Genomic DNA, 17,489 nt, shown 5'->3' on the forward strand with positions numbered 1-17,489 from the left:
TTTATCATAGACCACTTTCCATACTAATCATAAGTATGTTCAAAGTTGGAGATACGGTGCGTTACGGACGGACCGGCACGGTTGGAAAAATCGTGACGTTCACTGAAGAACGGGGTGAGACATTTGCCGAACTTGACAGTACAGGCATGTACTACCGCATAGATCAGCTGACCGCGATCAAAGAAGAGAAAACACGTGTGGAAAAACCGCGCGACTTAACACGTGATTTCAAGGAAGAACAGGAAAAGATCCGGGAAATGCAGGAAAATGCCTGGAGAAATACCGATCAGAGCTGTGAAGGCGGGGGATAAACCCGGTATCACACACATATATCAGTCTTGAAGTCAACTATATAGGGTTAGAGGAGGTTTTGGTTTCTTTGCATGATCCTACAATACCAAACGTAAATATCGGCGTAGTTGGTCACGTTGACCATGGCAAGACTACATTGGTCAGCCAGCTTACCGGCTCGTGGACAGACCGTCACAGTGAAGAACTGAAGCGCGGTATCTCGATCCGGCTCGGGTACGCCGACGCAACGTTTTATAAATGTCCAAAATGCGGGGGTGCAGATCTCTGGACAAATACAGAGGTATGCCCCGCCTGCGGTGAAAAACTTGAAGCAGTCAGATCTGTTTCATTCGTAGATGCGCCTGGCCATGAAACACTCATGGCAACGATGCTTTCCGGCTCTGCCATCATGGACGGCGCGATGCTCGTTATCGCAGCAAACGAACCATGTCCGCAGCCGCAGACAAAAGAGCATCTGATGGCTCTGGAACTGACCGGCATCAAAAACATCGTTATAGTTCAGAATAAAATCGATGTTGTTCCCCAAAAGAAGGCGCTGGAAAACTATAAGCAGATCAAAGCGTTCATTAAAGGAACGGTCGCTGAAAATGCGCCTATCATTCCGGTGTCAGCGCAGAAGAGAATCAACTTCGGGATGCTCCTGGATGCTCTGAACACCACCATTCCTAATGTGGAGCGCGCTGCAGATGTTGCGCCGGTCATGCTGATCGCACGATCGTTCGATGTGAACCGCCCGGGAAGCTCGTGGCGTGACATCAAAGGCGGTGTCATCGGCGGATCACTGATCCGCGGCGAGTTCCACGAAGGAGATGAGATCGAGATCAGACCCGGCAGACAGTATATGTCTGAGAACAAAGCCAAATGGGAGCCGATCACGACCAAGATCACTTCGATGAACAAGGCATCCCACAAGGTCCAGACAGCAACCCCCGGCGGACTTGCGGCGATCGGAACAAAACTCGATCCGTCAATCACCAAAAGTGATACACTTGTCGGACAGGTCGCCGGTATCGCAGGATCTCTGCCGCCGGTCTGGGAAAAACTCAGATTCGATGTCACCCTTATGGAGAGGGTCGTCGGCTCATCAGCCGAACTGAACATCGATCCCCTTCGACTCAAAGAACCGCTGATGCTTTCTGTCGGGACCGCGGTCACTGTAGGAATCGTTCTTGCAGTAAAGAAGAATCAGGCTGAAGTTATGCTGAAGCGTCCGGTCTGCGCCGAAGTCGGTTCGAGGATCGCAATCAGCCGTCAGGTCGGAGGCAGATGGCGTTTGATCGGCATGGGTCTTCTGACCGAGTAACGGTCATCTTAGACACAAATGCGCTGATGATGCCTGCGCAGTTCAACGTTGACCTTTTCGAAGGTCTGCGTGAACTCCTGGGCGCCTATGACGCGCTCGTACCTGCCGAGGTGGTGTACGAACTGCGCGGTCTTTCGACGGGAAGGGGAAAGGATGCGGCAGCTGCGCGGTTCGGTTTGACCGTCGCGGGCCGCTGCACGACTCTTTCAGAACAGCCGGAAGATATCTCTGTAGATGACAAAGTCATACGTTGTGCAGAGATGTTTAATGGTATAGTAGTTACCAATGATAGAGAATTAAGAAACCGTCTGATACAACGCCGTATTCCCGTCGTTGTTCTCAGATCGCGCTGCAAACTAGAACTAATCGGAAAATAAGCACAACAGGCGAGGAGACAAAAATATGTATTATAAGCTGAAACTCAATGACAAAGTCAGAGTCCCCCCGGAACGCATGGGTGAAGATCTTAACTCCGTTATTCTTGACGTCCTGCAGGAACAGTTCGAAGGGAGTGTCGACAAAGAGATGGGTATTTTCATCGCGGTCACGGCTGTAAACCGTGTCGGGGACGGAGAAATCATTTACAGTGACGGCGGCGTCTATTATGATGTCGACTTTGAAGCTGTAGTGCTTCGCCTGTCCCTGCAGGAAATCATCGAAGGCGTCGTCGTCGAGACGACAAGCTTTGGAGCCTTCGTTTCCCTCGGCCCGATCGACGCCATGCTCCACATGAGCCAGATCTCCGACGAATACATCGATTATGATGAGAAAAACTCACGCCTTGTCTGCAAAGACAGCGGGAGAACGATCGGCGTAGGAGATACGCTCCGTGCGCGTGTCGTCGCTCTTTCATTAAACGAACGTGACCCCCGCGAATCGAAGATCGGTCTGACGATGCGTCAGCCGGGACTTGGAACTCTTGCATGGATCGAAGAGGACATGCAGAAAGAGAAGGCAGAGAAGGAGACAAAGTAATGGCGGCAAAACGTTCAACACAGAAAAAAGTTCTTCAGGCCTGCCGAAACTGTCATAAAGTCCTTGAAGCAGATAAAACCGTCTGTCCGGAATGCCAGGGCAATGCCCTGACGCCCGAATGGTTCGGCTATCTGGTCATCATCGATTCGCGCCACTCTGATGTCGCTGAAAAGATGAACATCGAATATAACGGCAGATACGCACTCAAGGTACGATAAATGCTCACGCTCCCGCCAGAAAACCGGTGGCTCTTCAGAGAGCCGTTCGGTACTGTTTTTTCAGATTTTTCCATGGTCCTCCCCTACATAGAGGGAAAGATCTTCTGCACTGTCGGGGATGTGGTGACGCATAACGCATTGTCGGCAGGCCTCATCCCCTCGATCGGGGTCATAGACGGATTTACCAAACGTTCGCCGTATCTGCGGATGCCCGAGATCCGGGGTCATATCATGCACGTGACAAACCCTGCCGGGACGATCACCGATGAGCTGATCGCCGCGCTCCGGGTTGCAATGGACAAGATCCCCTGTGTTGTCATGGTGGACGGAGAAGAGGATCTCGCAGTTCTGCCGCTCACAGAAATCCTGCCGGACGGCGCGGTCATATTATACGGCCAGCCGGAAGAAGGGCTCGTTGTCTGCGAAGTGAACAAGCAGCTGCGTGCCAATGCAAAAAAACTTCTGACCTATTTTGTCAGTCTGTGACGCCAGTATTAAATATACTGCATTCCAATAATTGTGGGATATCGATGGAGATCAAGATTACCTCTAATACCAGGAACGAGCTTTTAAGCCGTAACGAACTTGCATTCACCGCAAGTTATGATGGTGCTACCCCGGCACGCTCAGACATCGGTGCAAAGATCGCAGCGATGCAGAATACCCCGGTCGAAAACCTGATCCTTTCCCCGCTGAAAGGACGCTTTGGAACAAAAGCAGTTACCGGCGTTGCCCGTATCTACGACACCCCGGAAGCGCTCAAAGCAACTGAACGCGAATTTCTGATCGCACGCGGACAGGCCAAGGCAGAAAAGGAGGAGTAAACATGGCAGCGAAGAAGGTAGTAAAAGCAACCCCGAAACGCAGCGAACTCTACACCGTTGATGCTAATGGAAAAGCAACCACTTCCCGCCGGGCATGCCCGCGCTGCGGAGCCGGTGTCTTCATGGGCGAACACAAAGACCGGTTTGCCTGCGGAAAGTGCGGATACACCGAGTTTAAACAATAAAATACGTTATCTATGCCCGAAAAAAGGGTCATCGGCATTGAAGGGACAGCATGGAACTTCAGTGCCGCTGTTTTTGCAGACGATTTAGTCTGTCTTCATTCCGCACCATACGTTCCGCCATCCGGCGGCATTCATCCGCGCGAAGCTGCCCAGCATCACGCCTCGGTCGCATCCGATGTCATCCGCAAAGCCTTAAATGAGGCGGGAGGCAGAATAGACGCCGTGGCATTTTCCATTGGTCCGGGTCTTGGTCCGTCACTTCGGATCGCAGCCACCGCAGCCCGTACCCTTTCACTCAAGCTTGGCGTACCGCTGATCGGTGTCAATCACTGTGTGGCCCATGTCGAGATCGGCAGATGGTACACGAAGTTTGCCGATCCGATCGTTCTGTATGCATCCGGCGCAAACACGCAGGTGCTTGGATTTCTGAACGGCAAATACCGGATCTTCGGCGAGACGCTGGACATCGGACTCGGCAACGCGCTCGACAAATTCGCGCGGAGTCACGACCTCCCGCATCCGGGCGGCCCCATCATCGAAGATCTGGCAAAAACCGGATCGTACATCCCCCTCCCCTACACGGTGAAAGGGATGGATCTTGCATTCTCCGGTCTGATGAGCGCCGCAAAGGAAGCCACCATGCGCGGAGCATCCATGGAGGATGTCTGCTTCAGTTTTCAGGAAACGGCATTTGCCATGTGTGTGGAAGTGACCGAACGCGCCCTTGCCCATACCGGAAAGGATGAGGTAATATTGGTCGGCGGTGTCGGAGCAAATGCGCGTCTGCAGGAGATGCTTGGCATCATGTGTGCCGAACGCGGCGCGAAGTTCATGGCCCCCCCGCGAACCTATATGGGAGACAACGGAGCAATGATCGCCTACACCGGAAAGATCATGCTCGAAGCAGGCTCCACGATCCCAGTCTCCGATTCAGTTGTAGATCCCGGATTCAGGTCCGATCAGGTCGATGTGACCTGGAGACAGGATGCCGGCAGCATCTTTGCCCCAGGTCAGTCGGAAACAGCCGAGCGCGGCGCCGAGGCGGCCGCAGATCTCACCGGAACCGACGTGATAAAAACACGCATGACCAAAGGCTACCGGGTCCCTCAGCTTGACAGGCACCTCATCACCGAACGCACGCGTGCCGAGGCGCGTTCCATCGCCGCGGCAAGACGCGCCGGAGTCCCCGTCCCCGTGATCCGCGATGTTACCGACCGCGAGATCGTGATGGAAAAGCTCGACGGTGACGTGCTCAAATACGTCATCAATCCGACGTATGCAGAAGGCGCGGGGATCACTGTCGGAAAACTGCATAAAGCAGGGATCGCCCACGGTGATCTGACAACATCCAACATGATCTGGCACAACGGCCGCGTGTATCTGATCGACTTTGGTCTTGCGCAGATAACCGGCGAGATCGAACAGCGCGGCGTGGATCTCCATGTGCTCTTCCAGACCCTGGAAAGCACGACCGAGGACCCGGAGACGCTGAAAAACGCGTTCATCGCCGGCTACTCATCAGTGTTTTCCCAAGCCTGCGAGGTCATCCGGCGCGAGCATGAGATCGAACTGCGCGGGAGATACTTATGATAACCGTCGTTACCGGAAACAAAAACAAAGCTGCCGAGGTCGCCGCATTCTTCAGCGGGATCACGGAAGTATCCCACATCGCCTTTGACTGCATCGAACCGCAGGCGGAAGACATTGCCGAAATCGCCCGGGCCAAAGCAGAACAGGCGTATGCTGCGCTGAATATCCCGCTCATCGTTGACGACACCGGACTTTTCATCGAAGCTCTGTCCGGGTTTCCCGGCCCGTATGCGGCCTATGTGCAGGATACGCTTGGCAATGCAGGCATTCTGCGCCTGATGGAGGGCGCCTCCGGCCGCCGCGCATACTTCGCCACCTCGATCGCCTACATCGACGAACGCGGCATAGAAACATTCGAAGGACGTGTCGACGGCGAGATCACGGCCGCGCCCCGCGGGACAGAAGGATTCGGGTATGACCCGGTCTTTTCCATTTCCGGAAAGACGCTTGCTGAGATGGATATGCATGAAAAAAACACCGTTTCTCACCGCGCCCGTGCCCTTACTTCCTTTCGTGAGTGGTATATTTCAGCACGGTCTGAACGGAATCGTTAATATGAACGAGAGCATACATACTAGAACTCAATATACGGGGTTATTCATAGATGAGATTCCCAGAAGCAGAAGCCAGACTTCTTAATGTTAAAGTTTGCATGAAATGCAACGCACGTAACGCTGTTCGCGCAACGACCTGCCGCAAATGCGGCTCAACGTCCCTTCGCCCGAAGAATAAAGAACGCAAAGCATAATCTTTCTGATAGACACGGTGCGATATTTTTGCACCGCTCCTTTTTCGAAAGATCATGTTTGCACCTTAAAGAGACTCCGGCATGAAACATTCATTTTCTGATCTGACAATGTGGGTCGTCTCCATCTGCGTTTTTGCAGCTGTTTTTATCTGTATTATCTGCAATCTGGCAGTAACGAACACGATCGGCTGGCTGGTCTATCCTGTCTGTTCACTGTTATTCGGCTGGCTTGTACTTATGCCGGTCCTGTATTACAAAAAGCGCGGGCTCAAGGTCTCGCTTGGGATCATCACGGCACTCCTGCTGCCTTTTCTTTTGGTACTCGACCAGTTCAACGGCGCCGCCGAATGGTTCCTGCCAATCGGCGTCCCGATTGCGGCCACAGGCATCATATTCATGTGGGTCCTCTATGGTCTGCTGATGAGGCAGCGAAGCATCTGGCTCACGCTGCCGGCCGTTATTTTCCTCAGCGGCCTTCTATGCATCTGTATCGATCAGATCATCAAAAATGCTCTTGGCGAAGCAGGATTTCCCTGGGGATATCTGGTCGCCAGCATCACGAGCCTGATTGCGATCATCATCTCGGTCCTTGGGTTCGTGCTGAAAAAGAGAAGTGTTCAGACCGAGTAATACGCCACGCGTTTGCCTTTTTCCCGATACTCGCCTGCGTAGGTGTCGAGATTTCTTTTATAGCCGATCCGATCGGCAAACCCGAGCTCTTTGAGCTCCGCACGAACCCGCATCACATCAGGTTCATCGGCCCAGTCGGGCGTGAAAACATAGATGACTTTGCGATCATCATGCGCATCTTCATTTTCTTTTGCGGTGCTGACCTTTGCGCCGATCCCAAGCCTGCCTTCGATGGTGGCATTGCGGATCTTCTGCCAGGCTGCGTCCACGTCATCCGGCTCAACGAAGATCAGCCATTTGCCCGCTTCTTCGGCTCCCGCGGCGCCGGGATCGACTCCGGGTCTGTCCTGCTGGATCCAGTAGGATCTTCTGGTCTTAGAGGGGACTATCCCTTCGCCGCTGCGGTACAAAGCCGCTATCTCCTGCGCGGTCCCGATGCGTTCCAGGGCAGGAGCGAGCGGGGCATACTCGGCGGAAAATGCCGTCAGAACTCTTGTGCAGAGTTCTTCAATATCGCCGCCGGACTCGACTTCACGGAAAAGAAACGATCCTTGTGATTCCTGATGTTTTTCGATGAAGATGGTGAACATCCCAAATGCCAGGTCGGCAAGTTCGTCAGCCGGGAACTCCTCTTCGATTACTTCGAAATCATCTGCAGTCATTATTCAATATTATGTCCTTCAGGTAGTTTATAGTTCGGATTGAATCTGCAGGGTCAGGAAAGCTATTATTCCGGGATTATCCATACTAAGTACAATGATTTGGAAACGTGACTGGGGGCTGGTCGGTCGTCAGGTTGTCGCCTGGATGATCATGCTCCTGCTGTATGTGGTCATACTGACAGTGATCATGGTGTTCCTGCAAGGGACAATGATGTACTTCTTAGTGGGACTGGTATTCGTGATGGCGTTTGTGCAGTACTTCTTTTCAGATAAGCTGGTGCAGAGAAGTATGCAGGTCATGCTGGTCGATGAGGATGAGGAGCCAAAGCTTTATGCGATGGTCCGGCGGCTGGCCGATGAGGCGGGTCTTCCTATGCCGAAAGTGGGGATCATTCAGCATAAGGCGATGGCAAATATCCCCAATGCCTTTGCGACCGGCAGAAGCCCGAGAAAGGCCGTGGTGGCCGTAACACCGAAGATCCGGCATCTGCTGACGGATGATGAACTGGAGGCGGTATTGGCCCATGAAATGGCCCATGTGAAGAATCGTGATATGCTCACGATGACGGTGGGAAGTTTTGCGGTGATGGTCGCTTCGATCATTTTGAACAATGCGTTTCTGATGGCGCTGTTCGGCGGGAACCGGGATAGTGAAAACGGCGGAGGGATCCTTATCTTTATCGCAGCGATGGCCCTGACATTTGTTGTGTACATGGTCGGAACGATCGTGACGATGGCGATCTCCCGATACCGGGAGTTCTCCGCAGACCGCGGAAGCGCCTACCTTACCCGCGATCCGGATGCGCTGATCCGCGCTCTGAAAAAGATCAGCAGCGGCGTGAATGCAGCGTCTCCTGATGCGAAGAGGGCGGTTTCCGGGACGAATTCGTTCTTTATCATTCCGGCTATCTCAGGGGAGTCCGTTATGGAGTTATTTTCCACGCACCCGTCGCTGGAGAAGAGGATCACCAATCTGGAAAAGGTCCGTGCCGAGATCAGAGGATACTGATCACCCAATATTTTTTCGACAGGTTTAATTAGGTCAAATAGAAACATAAGTGACGCAAAGATTGCACTGATGGTCTAGAGGTATGACTTTGGCCTTCCAAGCCAATAGCCCGGGTTCGATTCCCGGTCGGTGCATTTTTCATCCTTTTTGTATGGATTCGTGGTCTAGTGGTATGACGTCGCCTTCACACGGCGAAGGTCAGGAGTTCGAATCTCCTCGGATCCACTGTTGTCTTTTTTCCTTTGAATATCTCCCTCTTCTTTCACCCGAATAGACTCAGGTGACGGATGGTGATGGATCGGTGACGGATCTGGTGATGGGTTGAATCCCTCAAATTATCCTTGAAATTACAAACGAGACATTTATTCACGTCAAAATGAGAATGGTGACGGGTGAGCGAAAATCCATCAGCTCCGGAACATAAATCTCTATAGTATCACCATAGTTTTACCTTTCCTATATCCCTGGACCAAAAACAACCGTCAACCCGTCACCACCATATAAATCGAGCGTAAAATCAAAAACAGAGCAATAATATGAGCCTGATTGGTGACGGATCATCCGTCACCAACCCGTCACCTCCGTCACCCTTACCCAAAACAGACCTGCTGACTCCCCCTCTTCCCCGCAAATATAAAAACACAGTATATCTATATGGCTGCAAAGCCCATAAATATCCAGATATCTCCATGGCAGAATACATAGACACCTACGAAAAGGTCATCGAACTCGCACGCAGAAGAGGATTTGTCTGGCCCTCCTCGGAAATATACGGCTCGGTCGCCGGCTTTATCGACTACGGACCCCTCGGCGCGATGCTCAAACGCCGGGTCGAATCCATCTGGCGCCGCTTCTACGTCGTACAGGAAGGATACTACGAAATCGAATGTCCTACCGTCGGCATCGAACCCATCTACGTTGCCTCCGGCCACGTCGGCGGATTCTCCGATAAAATGTTCCAGTGCCCGAACTGTCAGGAGTTCCTGCGTGCCGACCATGTCGCCGAAGCATTCGGCATCCCGCATGCAGGAACCATGTCCAAAGAGGAACTGCACAACGTCCTCGTCGACAAAGAATGCCCTGCCTGTAATAAAGTTCTCGGCGAAGTAGAGGTCTTTGACTTCAACCTCATGTTCACCACCTCGATAGGACCCGGCGGACAGAGAAAAGGCTACCTCCGCCCGGAAACTGCCCAGGGAATGTTCGTCGACTTCGCAAGACTTCTCAGATTCTATCGTGACCACCTGCCGTTCGGCGCTGTTCAGATCGGCAAATCCTACAGAAACGAGATCTCCCCCCGTCAGGGCATGATCCGCCTCAGGGAGTTCACCCAGGCCGAAGCCGAGATTTTCGTCCACCCCGAAGAAAAGGATCACCCGAACTTCACCAGATACGCAGACTATAAAATGCCGCTGTGGGGCATCGCCCAGCAGGAAACCGAAGCGCCGGCAGTAATCAAATCCATGCGGGAGGCAGTCGATGAAGGCATCATCGCCAACGAATACGTCGCCTACTACGTCGCCATGACCCACGACATTCTCTGCACGGTCGGATTCAACCCCGACAAGATCAGATTCCGCCAGCACATGCCCGACGAGCGCGCCCACTACGCCACGGACTGCTGGGACGCCGAGGCGCTTTCCGACCGGTTCGGCTGGGTCGAGATCGTCGGTATCGCCGACCGGACAGACTACGACCTCAAGGCCCACGCACGGGTCTCGGGTCAGAAAAACACCGTCTTCGTCCAGTACCCGGAGGCAAAAAAGGTCCACCACAAAGCCATCGTCCCGAACTTCGGCAAACTCGGACCCGCATTCAAAGGCAAGGCAAAGATCATCTCCGAACAGATGCTCACCGCGACTCCCGAAGCAGACGGGATCCGTCTGACGATCGAAGGCGAGGAGATCCTCATCACCCCTGACATGTACACCGTCAAAGACGAGATCGTCGATGTCTTCGGCGAAGAAGTCATGCCGCACGTCATCGAACCGTCCTACGGTATCGACCGGATGTGTTACATGGTCCTCGAACACGCCTACGCAGAAGACGTGGCCGACGGAGAAGCACGCACAGTCATGCGGTTCCAAAAGGGTGTCGCCCCGATCCAGGCCGCCGTCCTTCCGCTGATGGCCCGCGACGGACTCGACGAGATCGCAAAACAGCTCGTCCTTGAACTGCAGAACGAAGGCATCCAGACCGAATACGACGACGCCGGCGCGATCGGACGCAGATACAGAAGACAGGACGAGATCGGAACCCCATACTGTATCACGGTCGATTACGACACCAAAGAGGATACGACCGTCACTTTGCGTGACCGCGATACGATGCAGCAGATCAGAGGGCCGGCGGCATCCGTTCTCAAAGCACTCCCGGATCTCCTCAAAGGAAAACTTCCCTTCGATACATCCTCGTTATGAGTTATATCACCCGAAAAAACATCCCTGAAAACACGCTGGAAGAACGGGCATACCAGACGAATATTGCAAAACATGCCCTTTCGGGAAATACGCTCGTCGTTCTTCCGACCGGTATGGGAAAAACCGCAGTCGCTTTGCTTGTCGCGGCAGAGCGGATCCTGACCGGAAAAATTCTGATGCTTGCCCCGACCAAACCTCTGGTCGAGCAGCATCTCCGCTATTTTTCTAAAAATCTTCTAATCGACGCTGAAGAGATCATCATGTTCACCGGCACGACGCCGCCGGCGAAACGGGTCGATCTGTGGAAAAAAGCACGGTTCTGTATTTCAACGCCGGAGGTCATCAAAAACGATCTGATCGCCGAACGGTATGATCTCACCGACGTTTCGCTTCTGATCGTGGACGAATGCCACCGGACGGTCGGGAACTATGCCTATGTCTTCATCGCGGAACGCTACAATGCCGAGGCATCCGACCCGCTTCTTCTCGGCATGACGGCATCGCCGGGTTCGGACCCTGAACAGGTCGCGGAGATCTGTCAGCATCTTTCGATCTCGGTCGTGGAGAGCCGGGTCGAGTCAGACCCGGATGTCAGGCCGTATGTCCATGAACGCGAGATCGAGTACCGGACGGTCGACCTTCCCGAAGATCTCTGGCTTGCGGTCTCGGTTCTCAACTCGATGATCGATGACCGGCTGACGAGTCTTGCGGCCCTCAGCTACCGGGTGCCGAAACGTGAAGCCCTTTCCATGAAAGCGCTGAACGCTCTTATGGCGCAGATCCAGACCAGGATGCAGGCGCGGGATCCTTCGGCGTATTCGGCGGTCTCGATCCATGCCGAGCTGATGAAGCTCCGGCATGGGATCACGCTTGCCGAGTCTCAGGGGACGACCGCGTTCAAAGCCTATCTTCTCCGGCTGGAGGCGGAAGGAGCGGGAGGCGCCGGCAGCAAAGCGGCAAAACGGATCTATGAGGATGAACGGTTCCGGCGGCTGCTTGCTCTCTGCCAGAACTGGGACAAAGAGCTGCACCCCAAAGCCGCGGAAGTCGTCAGAGTGATCCGGGAACAGCTGATCACGGAACCGGAGTCCCGGATCATCGTTTTTGCGACCTACCGGGACGGGGTCTCGATGCTCGTCGATCATCTGGCGCAGGACGGGATACCGGCGATACGGTTCGTCGGGCAGGCTTCACGCGATACGGAGAAGGGGCTTTCGCAGAAGGAGCAGATCGAGGCGATCCGCCAGTTCAGCGAAGGCGAGTTTCCGGTCCTGGTCGCGACCTCGGTCGGTGAGGAGGGGCTCGACATCCCTTCGACGGATCTCGTGATCTTTTATGAGGCAGTCCCTTCAGAGATCCGCAGTATCCAGAGGAAGGGGCGGACCGGCAGAAACGCTACCGGAAAGATCATTGTGCTGGTCACCCGCGGAACAACGGACGAGACCTACCGCTGGGTGAGCAGCACCCGCGAAAAACAGATGCAGAAAGGCGTGAAGGCGATGCGTTCCGGCGGCGTTCCCGTCTCGTCAGCGCCGAGGATCCCGGCGGCGGGAGAGCCGGCATATGCTCCGCCGGAGGGTCAGCTGACCCTCGCGGATGTAGTGATACGGGCGGTCTCGGAAGAGAATGACGACCGGCCGGCGGTTATGATCGACAACCGGGAGACCCATTCGCGTGTCGCCGAATACCTGAGCAATCTCGGCGTGAAGATCACGCTTGCGCAGATGCCGGTCGGCGATTACGCAATCGGAGACCGGATCCTGATCGAACGAAAAACCGTGCAGGATTTCGTGGATACGCTGGTTGACCGGGATCTGTTTGGTCAGATGCGGGATCTCGCCGATTCGTCGATCCGCCCGGTGCTGATCATAGAGGGAGGAAGCCTTGCGGATCTGTATGAACTGCGGAACCTTCACCCGAACGCGATTCGAAACACGCTCGCGTCGATTTCGGCGGACTTCGATGTCTCGATCCTGTTTACGAAGGATGCGAACGAGACGGCGGAGATGATCCATGCGTTCGCGAGGCGGGAAGCAGGATCGACCGGCTCGCCGCGGAGCCTCCATAAAGCTAAGACGGGGCGAACTGGCAAAGCCGCCGTCGAATACATCCTGACGGCATTTCCGGATGTGGGGCCGAAAGCGGCCCGCGATCTTCTGCGGGAGTTCGGGTCGCTTCGGGGAGTGATGAATGCTTCAAAGGAGCAGCTGATCGCGGTGAAGGGGATCGGAGAAAAAACCGCGGCCGGTATTTTGCAGACGCCGGATATTGAGTGGCGGGAGAAGTAAACCGGCCCGCGGGGCCGGTAGCTTCCTCCTGGTCCTCCTGTCCATGCAGAGGGGAGGAGATATTTTTCGATTTTTATCACGGCCAATAGATTAATTATAGTGAAATATTACATATTATCCTATTGCCTTATGGATAATCATGCATTGAGGGTTAAGATCCTGACATTTTATCTGGCAGATGCAAACAGCAGAGGGCATGCAAATTTCTGTCCGTGCGCACATCTTGCCGATAAACTGGGTGTTTCCGGGATCGATCTGGACAATGAGGTCGATTATCTGAAGAGGAAAGGGTATCTGAGCGGGAGTCATGTGTACGGGATGAAACCTGCCGAGGGCGAGTACAGGATCACGGCACAGGGAAGAGATTTTCTTGCGAGAAAAGAAGGACCGAAGGATGAGACGACGGTCTTTAGAAGAATATTCTAATACGTATCCAAAAAAAATTATTCTCTGACGACACCGCGCAGGTAATGCCCTGCCGTGATGCCGCCGGACGCGATATCTTTTATCTGTTCTTTCAGCTCTTTTGGATCCCCGTCACCGGAAGCGACCGCTGAGTAGATCGCCGTCATCCGCCGGATATACTCCGGGCTTCTCCCGCGGGCGTCGATCGAGATGACCGATACGCCGGATGATGCGAGTTTGCCGACATACTCGATCAGGCAGGTCTCGGAGGAGTTCAGGATATGGGTCCGGCACTGGAGATCGGTCCGGACGCGGAATATCCGGTTCGTTTTATCCTTCAGCGCCCAGGACTGACTGCAGCTCCTGCACCCTTGAGCAGTTGCCGGAATACAGTTCTCGGTGATCATCACCTCAAGACTGCCCTGAACGATCACCTCGGTCTTCGGCGGATGAGCATATGCGGAAAGCTGCTCCATCAGCGTTCTGATCTGTTTCCCGGAAAGTTCCGGCGAGAGGCAGACCTGACGGCAGCTTTTTCCGTAGGTCATGGCCGAGCGGGCATTCGTGATGTTCAGACCTGAGCCTCCGTATTTTGGAATGCCCTTGATCAGCTCGGCAGCACCGACACCGTCGACCATCACGCCGGCGGCGGTCGCGGGAATCTTGGAAAATGCTTCGGAAATCTCATGCTCCAAAACGATCCTCGGCAGCTTGTAGATGATCGGGAGATCATAGATCTCCTCGACGCCTTCATACACGACCTGACCTGCTCCGGCCGAGTGGGCGGCCTTTGCCCCGATGACCGAGTCTGTATAGACCTGGACGATCGGAACGATCCGCTCCGGGACCGCGGAGCCTTTCTCCTGATACGGACGGGTGGTCCGGGCAGGTTTTCCGGCCAGCGCCGCTTCATCCAAAAATCTCCGGCGAAGATCGGTGATGACGCTCATCGGGAGAAACATCGTTCCGTCATACTTCATCGAAAGGTTTCTGACGTAAAACGGCGTGCCGCCGGTCTTTCGCATCTGGGTCTCGACCGACTCCTTGGAGACGGGTTTGTTCAGCGCCTCAAGCATCGGCATCTCGGTTTTGACCTTGACCGAACCGGAGGAGACGGTGAGCCGTCCCGATTTGTCGACGGAGACGGTGATGTCGAGAGGGATCCGTCCTCCGGATGGTTTTGCAAGGATCGCGGCTGCTTTCCGTTCGGTCTTCATCCGGCGGGTGATCCAGAGTTCGCTGCCGAGAACAACATCTGCCGGCGCCGGGATCTTGTAGGCGTCCCCTTCCGGAAAGATATAGGGTTCTTTATTCAGAGCAAAACCGCTTTCCCGGCCGGCGATCTTGAACACGAGCCCGTCGCCGGTATCAGGCACCGGACCTTCGATCTTGACGATAACCTTGCCGCGGGACTCATCGAGTCCGGAAACAAATCCTGCAAAGACACCGCGGTTGTCCGGCTTTTTTGCATTGATGAACGTCCCCCACTTATCTCCGAAAAGATATCCTTTCGTAAACCCGCGGTTGAACGCAAAGGCGAGGTCTTCCATCGTCTCGTTTTCCACAACGAACTCCTCTCCTGCTGCTATCGTATCAAGCGCCCGGCGGTAGGCATCGGTGACGATCCCCACATACTCGGGGGTCTTCATCCTGCCTTCTATCTTGACTGCCGCGACCCCGAGACTGCAGATCTCTTCGAGATAGGGATAGAGACAGAGATCCCGCGGCGAGAGAAGATAATCGCCCTGGGTCGGGACGGTTTCTCCGTCGGCAAGGAGGGTGTAGGGTTTTCTGCACGGCTGGGCGCATGCCCCCTGGTTGCCGCTCCTTCCGCCGATCACGGAAGAGAAGAGGCACTGTCCCGAGTATGCATAGCAGATCGCTCCGTGTACGAAGATCTCGAGCTCGACGCCGGCTTCGTTTGCCGCTTCGGCGATCTTTTTCACATCATCGAACGGAAGTTCGCGGGCGAGGACCACACGCGAGACCCCGTGTTCCGCGGCGAACCGGATACCGGCCGCGTTATGGATGGTCATCTGCGTGCTTGCATGGAGGGGGAGATCCGGCACGATCTCTCTCGCGAGAGAGAGGACGCCGACATCCTGCACGAGGATCGCGTCAACGCCGATATCGGAGAGGAACCGAAGATATTCGGCGATCGCCGGCATATCGTCATCGTATGCGAGCGTGTTGACGGTCACATAGACTTTGACGCCGTACTGATGGGCGAATATGACGGCATTTTTCAGTTCATCATTCGAAAAGTTCGCGGCGTACTGGCGTGCGCCGAAAAGTTTTCCGCCGAGATATACAGCATCAGAGCCGGCATAGACGGCAGCTTTCAAAGCATCGGGCGAACCCGCAGGAGATAAGAGTTCAGGAATAACCATGATAAAAAAAAAGATTACTGGGGTGCCACGCGGCGGACCATCAGTTTGACATCGCCGGTACCGAGAAGGATCGGCTGACCGACGATGACGTTTTCCGTAACACCGGAAAGTTCATCAAATTCGTGAGCAACCGCCGCATCGAGCAGGTGGTTGACCGTAACTTCGAAACTTGCACGGGAAAGGACCGATTCCTTCTCGCCGGCAATTCCGTGACGACCGATCTGTTTGACTTCGCCGTCCATGCACATGATGTCTGCGACAAGCATGATGTGGCGGAGATCGACCGAGATACCCTGTTCTTTTAAGGTGGAGAATGCTTCGTAGATGATAGCCGAACGGGCTGCCTCAACACCGAGCGTGCTCGCGATCTCGGAGATGTTGTTTGTACGGGTCCTTGTACAGTCGACTCCGTCGATCTCAAAGACATCTTTGAGGTTGGAGCCTTCAGTATGGAGGATGTACTCATCGTTTTCCTTTCGAACGACGACCCTCTTGATATCATCGATACCCTGAACGATGACCTGACGGACATGTTCTGCGAGCTGGAACAGGTTCTGATAGGACTCCTCGTTTTTCGGGAGGAACTTCAGGATGCCGTTTGTCTCGTCGATCTCGACCTCAAAGTCACGGTAGTGACGTTTGTCTTTGATCTTCTGGGGAGCGCGGGCGAGAACTTCGGAGACGGCGATCTTTCGTTTCTTGCAGACCTCTTTGTTGATCTGGACAAGGACGCACATCTCTGCGATGTCGGTCTCGATATCGCCGAACTCATGAAGGGGAGCTGCTTCGATCTTCCAGGAAACCTCACGGGCCTTATCACGGCTTTCGCGGTAATCGGGGTCCAGGAAGATGGTCATGGTCGGTGTCGACGGCTCTTTTCTGGCGTCCATGATTTCGATAAGACGCGGCAGACCAAGAGTAACGTTGATTTCAGCCACACCTGCGTAGTGGAAGGTACGCATGGTCATCTGCGTGCCCGGTTCACCGATGGAGTGGGCGGCGTTGATACCGACCGCTTCACAGGGCTGAACACGGGTGCGTTCATACTCGGAGTTGATCCTTGTGACGATGTTCTCGAAGTTGTCTTCGGTTACTTCCTTGCCGGCATCATGCTTTGAGGTGAGGATCTTGGTGAGCTCCGTAGTCGTGGAGACCGGCATGTTTTCATCGACCAGTCTTCTTACGCGGGACTTCAGACGAACGAGATCGATTGCCTCGAGCTCCTCTTCGGATTTGCCTTCGAGCCAGACCTTGATCTGCTGGAAGAGGGTTTTGGGGAGGTCCCAGGTGTGAAGCTCTGCTGCGATCGCAGATTCAGGCTCGATAACGACCTCTTCGGTCTTCTTTGCTTTCTTTGCCCGGGGCTTCTTTTCTGCAGACTCGGCGGGGGTTTCCTCGGCAGATTCTGTTTCAAGGACTTCTTCGACCTTTTCCGCCAGGGACTTCTTTGAGGTCTTTACGGGAGTTTCTTCGATGACTTCTTCGAAGGTATCGAACTCCTCGTCGAACTCATCATTGTTTGGAACCATG

Annotated in this window: 19 protein-coding genes and 2 tRNA genes; 18 read left to right on the top strand and 3 right to left on the bottom strand. The window is 54.3% G+C overall.

All coding sequences use genetic code 11. The features are described from left to right. Positions 1-35: 35 nt before the first annotated feature. From H575_RS07525 to H575_RS07575, 12 genes are all read left to right on the top strand, one after another. Complete coding sequence (locus H575_RS07525) at positions 36-311, top strand: DUF2098 domain-containing protein (RefSeq protein ID WP_042700293.1); 276 nt, start codon at positions 36-38, stop codon at positions 309-311. A 68-nt stretch (positions 312-379) separates the two neighbouring features. Continuing rightward, complete coding sequence (locus H575_RS07530) at positions 380-1,615, top strand: translation initiation factor IF-2 subunit gamma (RefSeq protein WP_042700295.1); 1,236 nt, start codon at positions 380-382, stop codon at positions 1,613-1,615. Further along, entirely contained in the window at positions 1,579-1,992 is a 414-nt protein-coding gene (locus H575_RS07535) for a type II toxin-antitoxin system VapC family toxin (protein WP_042700297.1), read from the top strand. Before H575_RS07530 ends, H575_RS07535 begins: the two co-directional genes overlap by 37 nt. A 25-nt stretch (positions 1,993-2,017) precedes the next feature. Further along, positions 2,018-2,590, top strand: coding sequence for a DNA-directed RNA polymerase (locus H575_RS07540; protein ID WP_042700300.1), 573 nt, complete (start codon positions 2,018-2,020; stop codon positions 2,588-2,590). Then, entirely contained in the window at positions 2,590-2,808 is a 219-nt protein-coding gene (gene spt4, locus H575_RS07545; RefSeq protein ID WP_042700304.1) for a transcription elongation factor subunit Spt4, read from the top strand. The genes H575_RS07540 and spt4 overlap by 1 nt, the downstream gene beginning before the upstream one ends. Next, positions 2,809-3,294 (top strand): GTP-dependent dephospho-CoA kinase family protein, encoded by a 486-nt coding sequence (locus H575_RS07550; RefSeq protein ID WP_042700306.1) that lies wholly within the window; start codon positions 2,809-2,811, stop codon positions 3,292-3,294. It abuts the gene before it with no gap. A 44-nt stretch (positions 3,295-3,338) separates the two neighbouring features. Further along, entirely contained in the window at positions 3,339-3,632 is a 294-nt protein-coding gene (locus tag H575_RS07555; protein ID WP_042700308.1) for a 30S ribosomal protein S24e, read from the top strand. 2 nt (positions 3,633-3,634) lie between these two features. Beyond that, the gene (locus H575_RS07560) at positions 3,635-3,817 is read left to right on the top strand and encodes a 30S ribosomal protein S27ae (protein WP_042700311.1); all 183 of its coding nucleotides are present in this window, start codon (positions 3,635-3,637) and stop codon (positions 3,815-3,817) included. A 12-nt stretch (positions 3,818-3,829) separates the two neighbouring features. Then, the gene (locus H575_RS07565; protein ID WP_042700314.1) at positions 3,830-5,407 is read left to right on the top strand and encodes a bifunctional N(6)-L-threonylcarbamoyladenine synthase/serine/threonine protein kinase; all 1,578 of its coding nucleotides are present in this window, start codon (positions 3,830-3,832) and stop codon (positions 5,405-5,407) included. Next, a complete protein-coding gene (gene rdgB / locus H575_RS07570; protein ID WP_042700317.1) occupies positions 5,404-5,961 on the top strand; it encodes an RdgB/HAM1 family non-canonical purine NTP pyrophosphatase in 558 nt (185 codons plus the stop codon). The genes H575_RS07565 and rdgB overlap by 4 nt, the downstream gene beginning before the upstream one ends. A gap of 50 nt (positions 5,962-6,011) precedes the next feature. Beyond that, positions 6,012-6,155, top strand: coding sequence for a 50S ribosomal protein L40e (locus tag H575_RS09180; protein WP_011833025.1), 144 nt, complete (start codon positions 6,012-6,014; stop codon positions 6,153-6,155). An 81-nt stretch (positions 6,156-6,236) separates the two neighbouring features. After that, positions 6,237-6,785 carry a DUF6320 domain-containing protein gene (locus H575_RS07575; RefSeq protein WP_042700320.1) on the top strand — a complete coding sequence of 183 codons (549 nt, stop codon included), beginning with the start codon at positions 6,237-6,239 and terminating at the stop codon, positions 6,783-6,785. Here H575_RS07575 and H575_RS07580 read toward each other — a convergent pair. Next, positions 6,773-7,447 carry a putative phosphothreonine lyase domain-containing protein gene (locus H575_RS07580; protein WP_042700324.1) on the bottom strand — a complete coding sequence of 225 codons (675 nt, stop codon included), beginning with the start codon at positions 7,445-7,447 and terminating at the stop codon, positions 6,773-6,775. The genes H575_RS07575 and H575_RS07580 overlap by 13 nt on opposite strands. A 94-nt stretch (positions 7,448-7,541) precedes the next feature. On the opposite strand from H575_RS07580, the gene htpX reads away from it, so the two are divergent. The 6 genes from htpX to H575_RS07610 all read left to right on the top strand — a co-directional run bounded on the left by htpX (position 7,542) and on the right by H575_RS07610 (position 13,590). Next, on the top strand, positions 7,542-8,456 hold the full coding sequence (htpX, locus tag H575_RS07585; RefSeq protein ID WP_042700326.1) for a zinc metalloprotease HtpX: 915 nt from the start codon (positions 7,542-7,544) through the stop codon (positions 8,454-8,456). Between the two features lie 63 nt (positions 8,457-8,519). Next, a tRNA-Gly gene (locus H575_RS07590) sits at positions 8,520-8,590 on the top strand. Positions 8,591-8,609: 19 nt separating this feature from the next. Then, positions 8,610-8,681: transfer RNA gene (locus H575_RS07595), tRNA-Val, on the top strand. A gap of 464 nt (positions 8,682-9,145) precedes the next feature. After that, the gene (gene glyS / locus H575_RS07600) at positions 9,146-10,876 is read left to right on the top strand and encodes a glycine--tRNA ligase (RefSeq protein WP_042700327.1); all 1,731 of its coding nucleotides are present in this window, start codon (positions 9,146-9,148) and stop codon (positions 10,874-10,876) included. Beyond that, positions 10,873-13,164 (top strand): DEAD/DEAH box helicase, encoded by a 2,292-nt coding sequence (locus tag H575_RS07605; RefSeq protein WP_042700331.1) that lies wholly within the window; start codon positions 10,873-10,875, stop codon positions 13,162-13,164. The genes glyS and H575_RS07605 overlap by 4 nt, the downstream gene beginning before the upstream one ends. Positions 13,165-13,308: 144 nt before the next feature. Continuing rightward, the gene (locus H575_RS07610) at positions 13,309-13,590 is read left to right on the top strand and encodes a hypothetical protein (protein ID WP_143745024.1); all 282 of its coding nucleotides are present in this window, start codon (positions 13,309-13,311) and stop codon (positions 13,588-13,590) included. A gap of 17 nt (positions 13,591-13,607) precedes the next feature. Here H575_RS07610 and H575_RS07615 read toward each other — a convergent pair whose 3' ends face one another. Both H575_RS07615 and rpoA2 read right to left on the bottom strand, forming a co-directional pair. Next, complete coding sequence (locus H575_RS07615) at positions 13,608-15,959, bottom strand: DUF3656 domain-containing U32 family peptidase (RefSeq protein WP_042700337.1); 2,352 nt, start codon at positions 15,957-15,959, stop codon at positions 13,608-13,610. Positions 15,960-15,973: 14 nt separating this feature from the next. After that, positions 15,974-17,488 (bottom strand): DNA-directed RNA polymerase subunit A'', encoded by a 1,515-nt coding sequence (gene rpoA2, locus H575_RS07620; RefSeq protein WP_095642491.1) that lies wholly within the window; start codon positions 17,486-17,488, stop codon positions 15,974-15,976. Position 17,489: the final 1 nt, after the last annotated feature.

This window comes from Methanocorpusculum bavaricum DSM 4179 (assembly GCF_000430905.1).
GTDB lineage: Archaea > Halobacteriota > Methanomicrobia > Methanomicrobiales > Methanocorpusculaceae > Methanocorpusculum > Methanocorpusculum parvum.

What these genes read in the sequence shown, in the direction of transcription:
- H575_RS07525 (WP_042700293.1), top strand. Translation starts at nt 36, where the DNA reads ATGTTCAAAGTTGGAGATACGGTGCGTTACGGACGGACCGGCACGGTT.
- H575_RS07535 (WP_042700297.1), top strand. Translation starts at nt 1,579, where the DNA reads ATGGCGTTTGATCGGCATGGGTCTTCTGACCGAGTAACGGTCATCTTA.
- H575_RS07540 (WP_042700300.1), top strand. Translation starts at nt 2,018, where the DNA reads ATGTATTATAAGCTGAAACTCAATGACAAAGTCAGAGTCCCCCCGGAA.
- spt4 (WP_042700304.1), top strand. Translation starts at nt 2,590, where the DNA reads ATGGCGGCAAAACGTTCAACACAGAAAAAAGTTCTTCAGGCCTGCCGA.
- H575_RS07550 (WP_042700306.1), top strand. Translation starts at nt 2,809, where the DNA reads ATGCTCACGCTCCCGCCAGAAAACCGGTGGCTCTTCAGAGAGCCGTTC.
- H575_RS07555 (WP_042700308.1), top strand. Translation starts at nt 3,339, where the DNA reads ATGGAGATCAAGATTACCTCTAATACCAGGAACGAGCTTTTAAGCCGT.
- H575_RS07560 (WP_042700311.1), top strand. Translation starts at nt 3,635, where the DNA reads ATGGCAGCGAAGAAGGTAGTAAAAGCAACCCCGAAACGCAGCGAACTC.
- H575_RS07565 (WP_042700314.1), top strand. Translation starts at nt 3,830, where the DNA reads ATGCCCGAAAAAAGGGTCATCGGCATTGAAGGGACAGCATGGAACTTC.
- rdgB (WP_042700317.1), top strand. Translation starts at nt 5,404, where the DNA reads ATGATAACCGTCGTTACCGGAAACAAAAACAAAGCTGCCGAGGTCGCC.
- H575_RS09180 (WP_011833025.1), top strand. Translation starts at nt 6,012, where the DNA reads ATGAGATTCCCAGAAGCAGAAGCCAGACTTCTTAATGTTAAAGTTTGC.
- H575_RS07575 (WP_042700320.1), top strand. Translation starts at nt 6,237, where the DNA reads ATGAAACATTCATTTTCTGATCTGACAATGTGGGTCGTCTCCATCTGC.
- H575_RS07580 (WP_042700324.1), bottom strand. Translation starts at nt 7,447, where the DNA reads ATGACTGCAGATGATTTCGAAGTAATCGAAGAGGAGTTCCCGGCTGAC.
- htpX (WP_042700326.1), top strand. Translation starts at nt 7,542, where the DNA reads ATGATTTGGAAACGTGACTGGGGGCTGGTCGGTCGTCAGGTTGTCGCC.
- glyS (WP_042700327.1), top strand. Translation starts at nt 9,146, where the DNA reads ATGGCAGAATACATAGACACCTACGAAAAGGTCATCGAACTCGCACGC.
- H575_RS07605 (WP_042700331.1), top strand. Translation starts at nt 10,873, where the DNA reads ATGAGTTATATCACCCGAAAAAACATCCCTGAAAACACGCTGGAAGAA.
- H575_RS07615 (WP_042700337.1), bottom strand. Translation starts at nt 15,959, where the DNA reads ATGGTTATTCCTGAACTCTTATCTCCTGCGGGTTCGCCCGATGCTTTG.
- rpoA2 (WP_095642491.1), bottom strand. Translation starts at nt 17,488, where the DNA reads ATGGTTCCAAACAATGATGAGTTCGACGAGGAGTTCGATACCTTCGAA.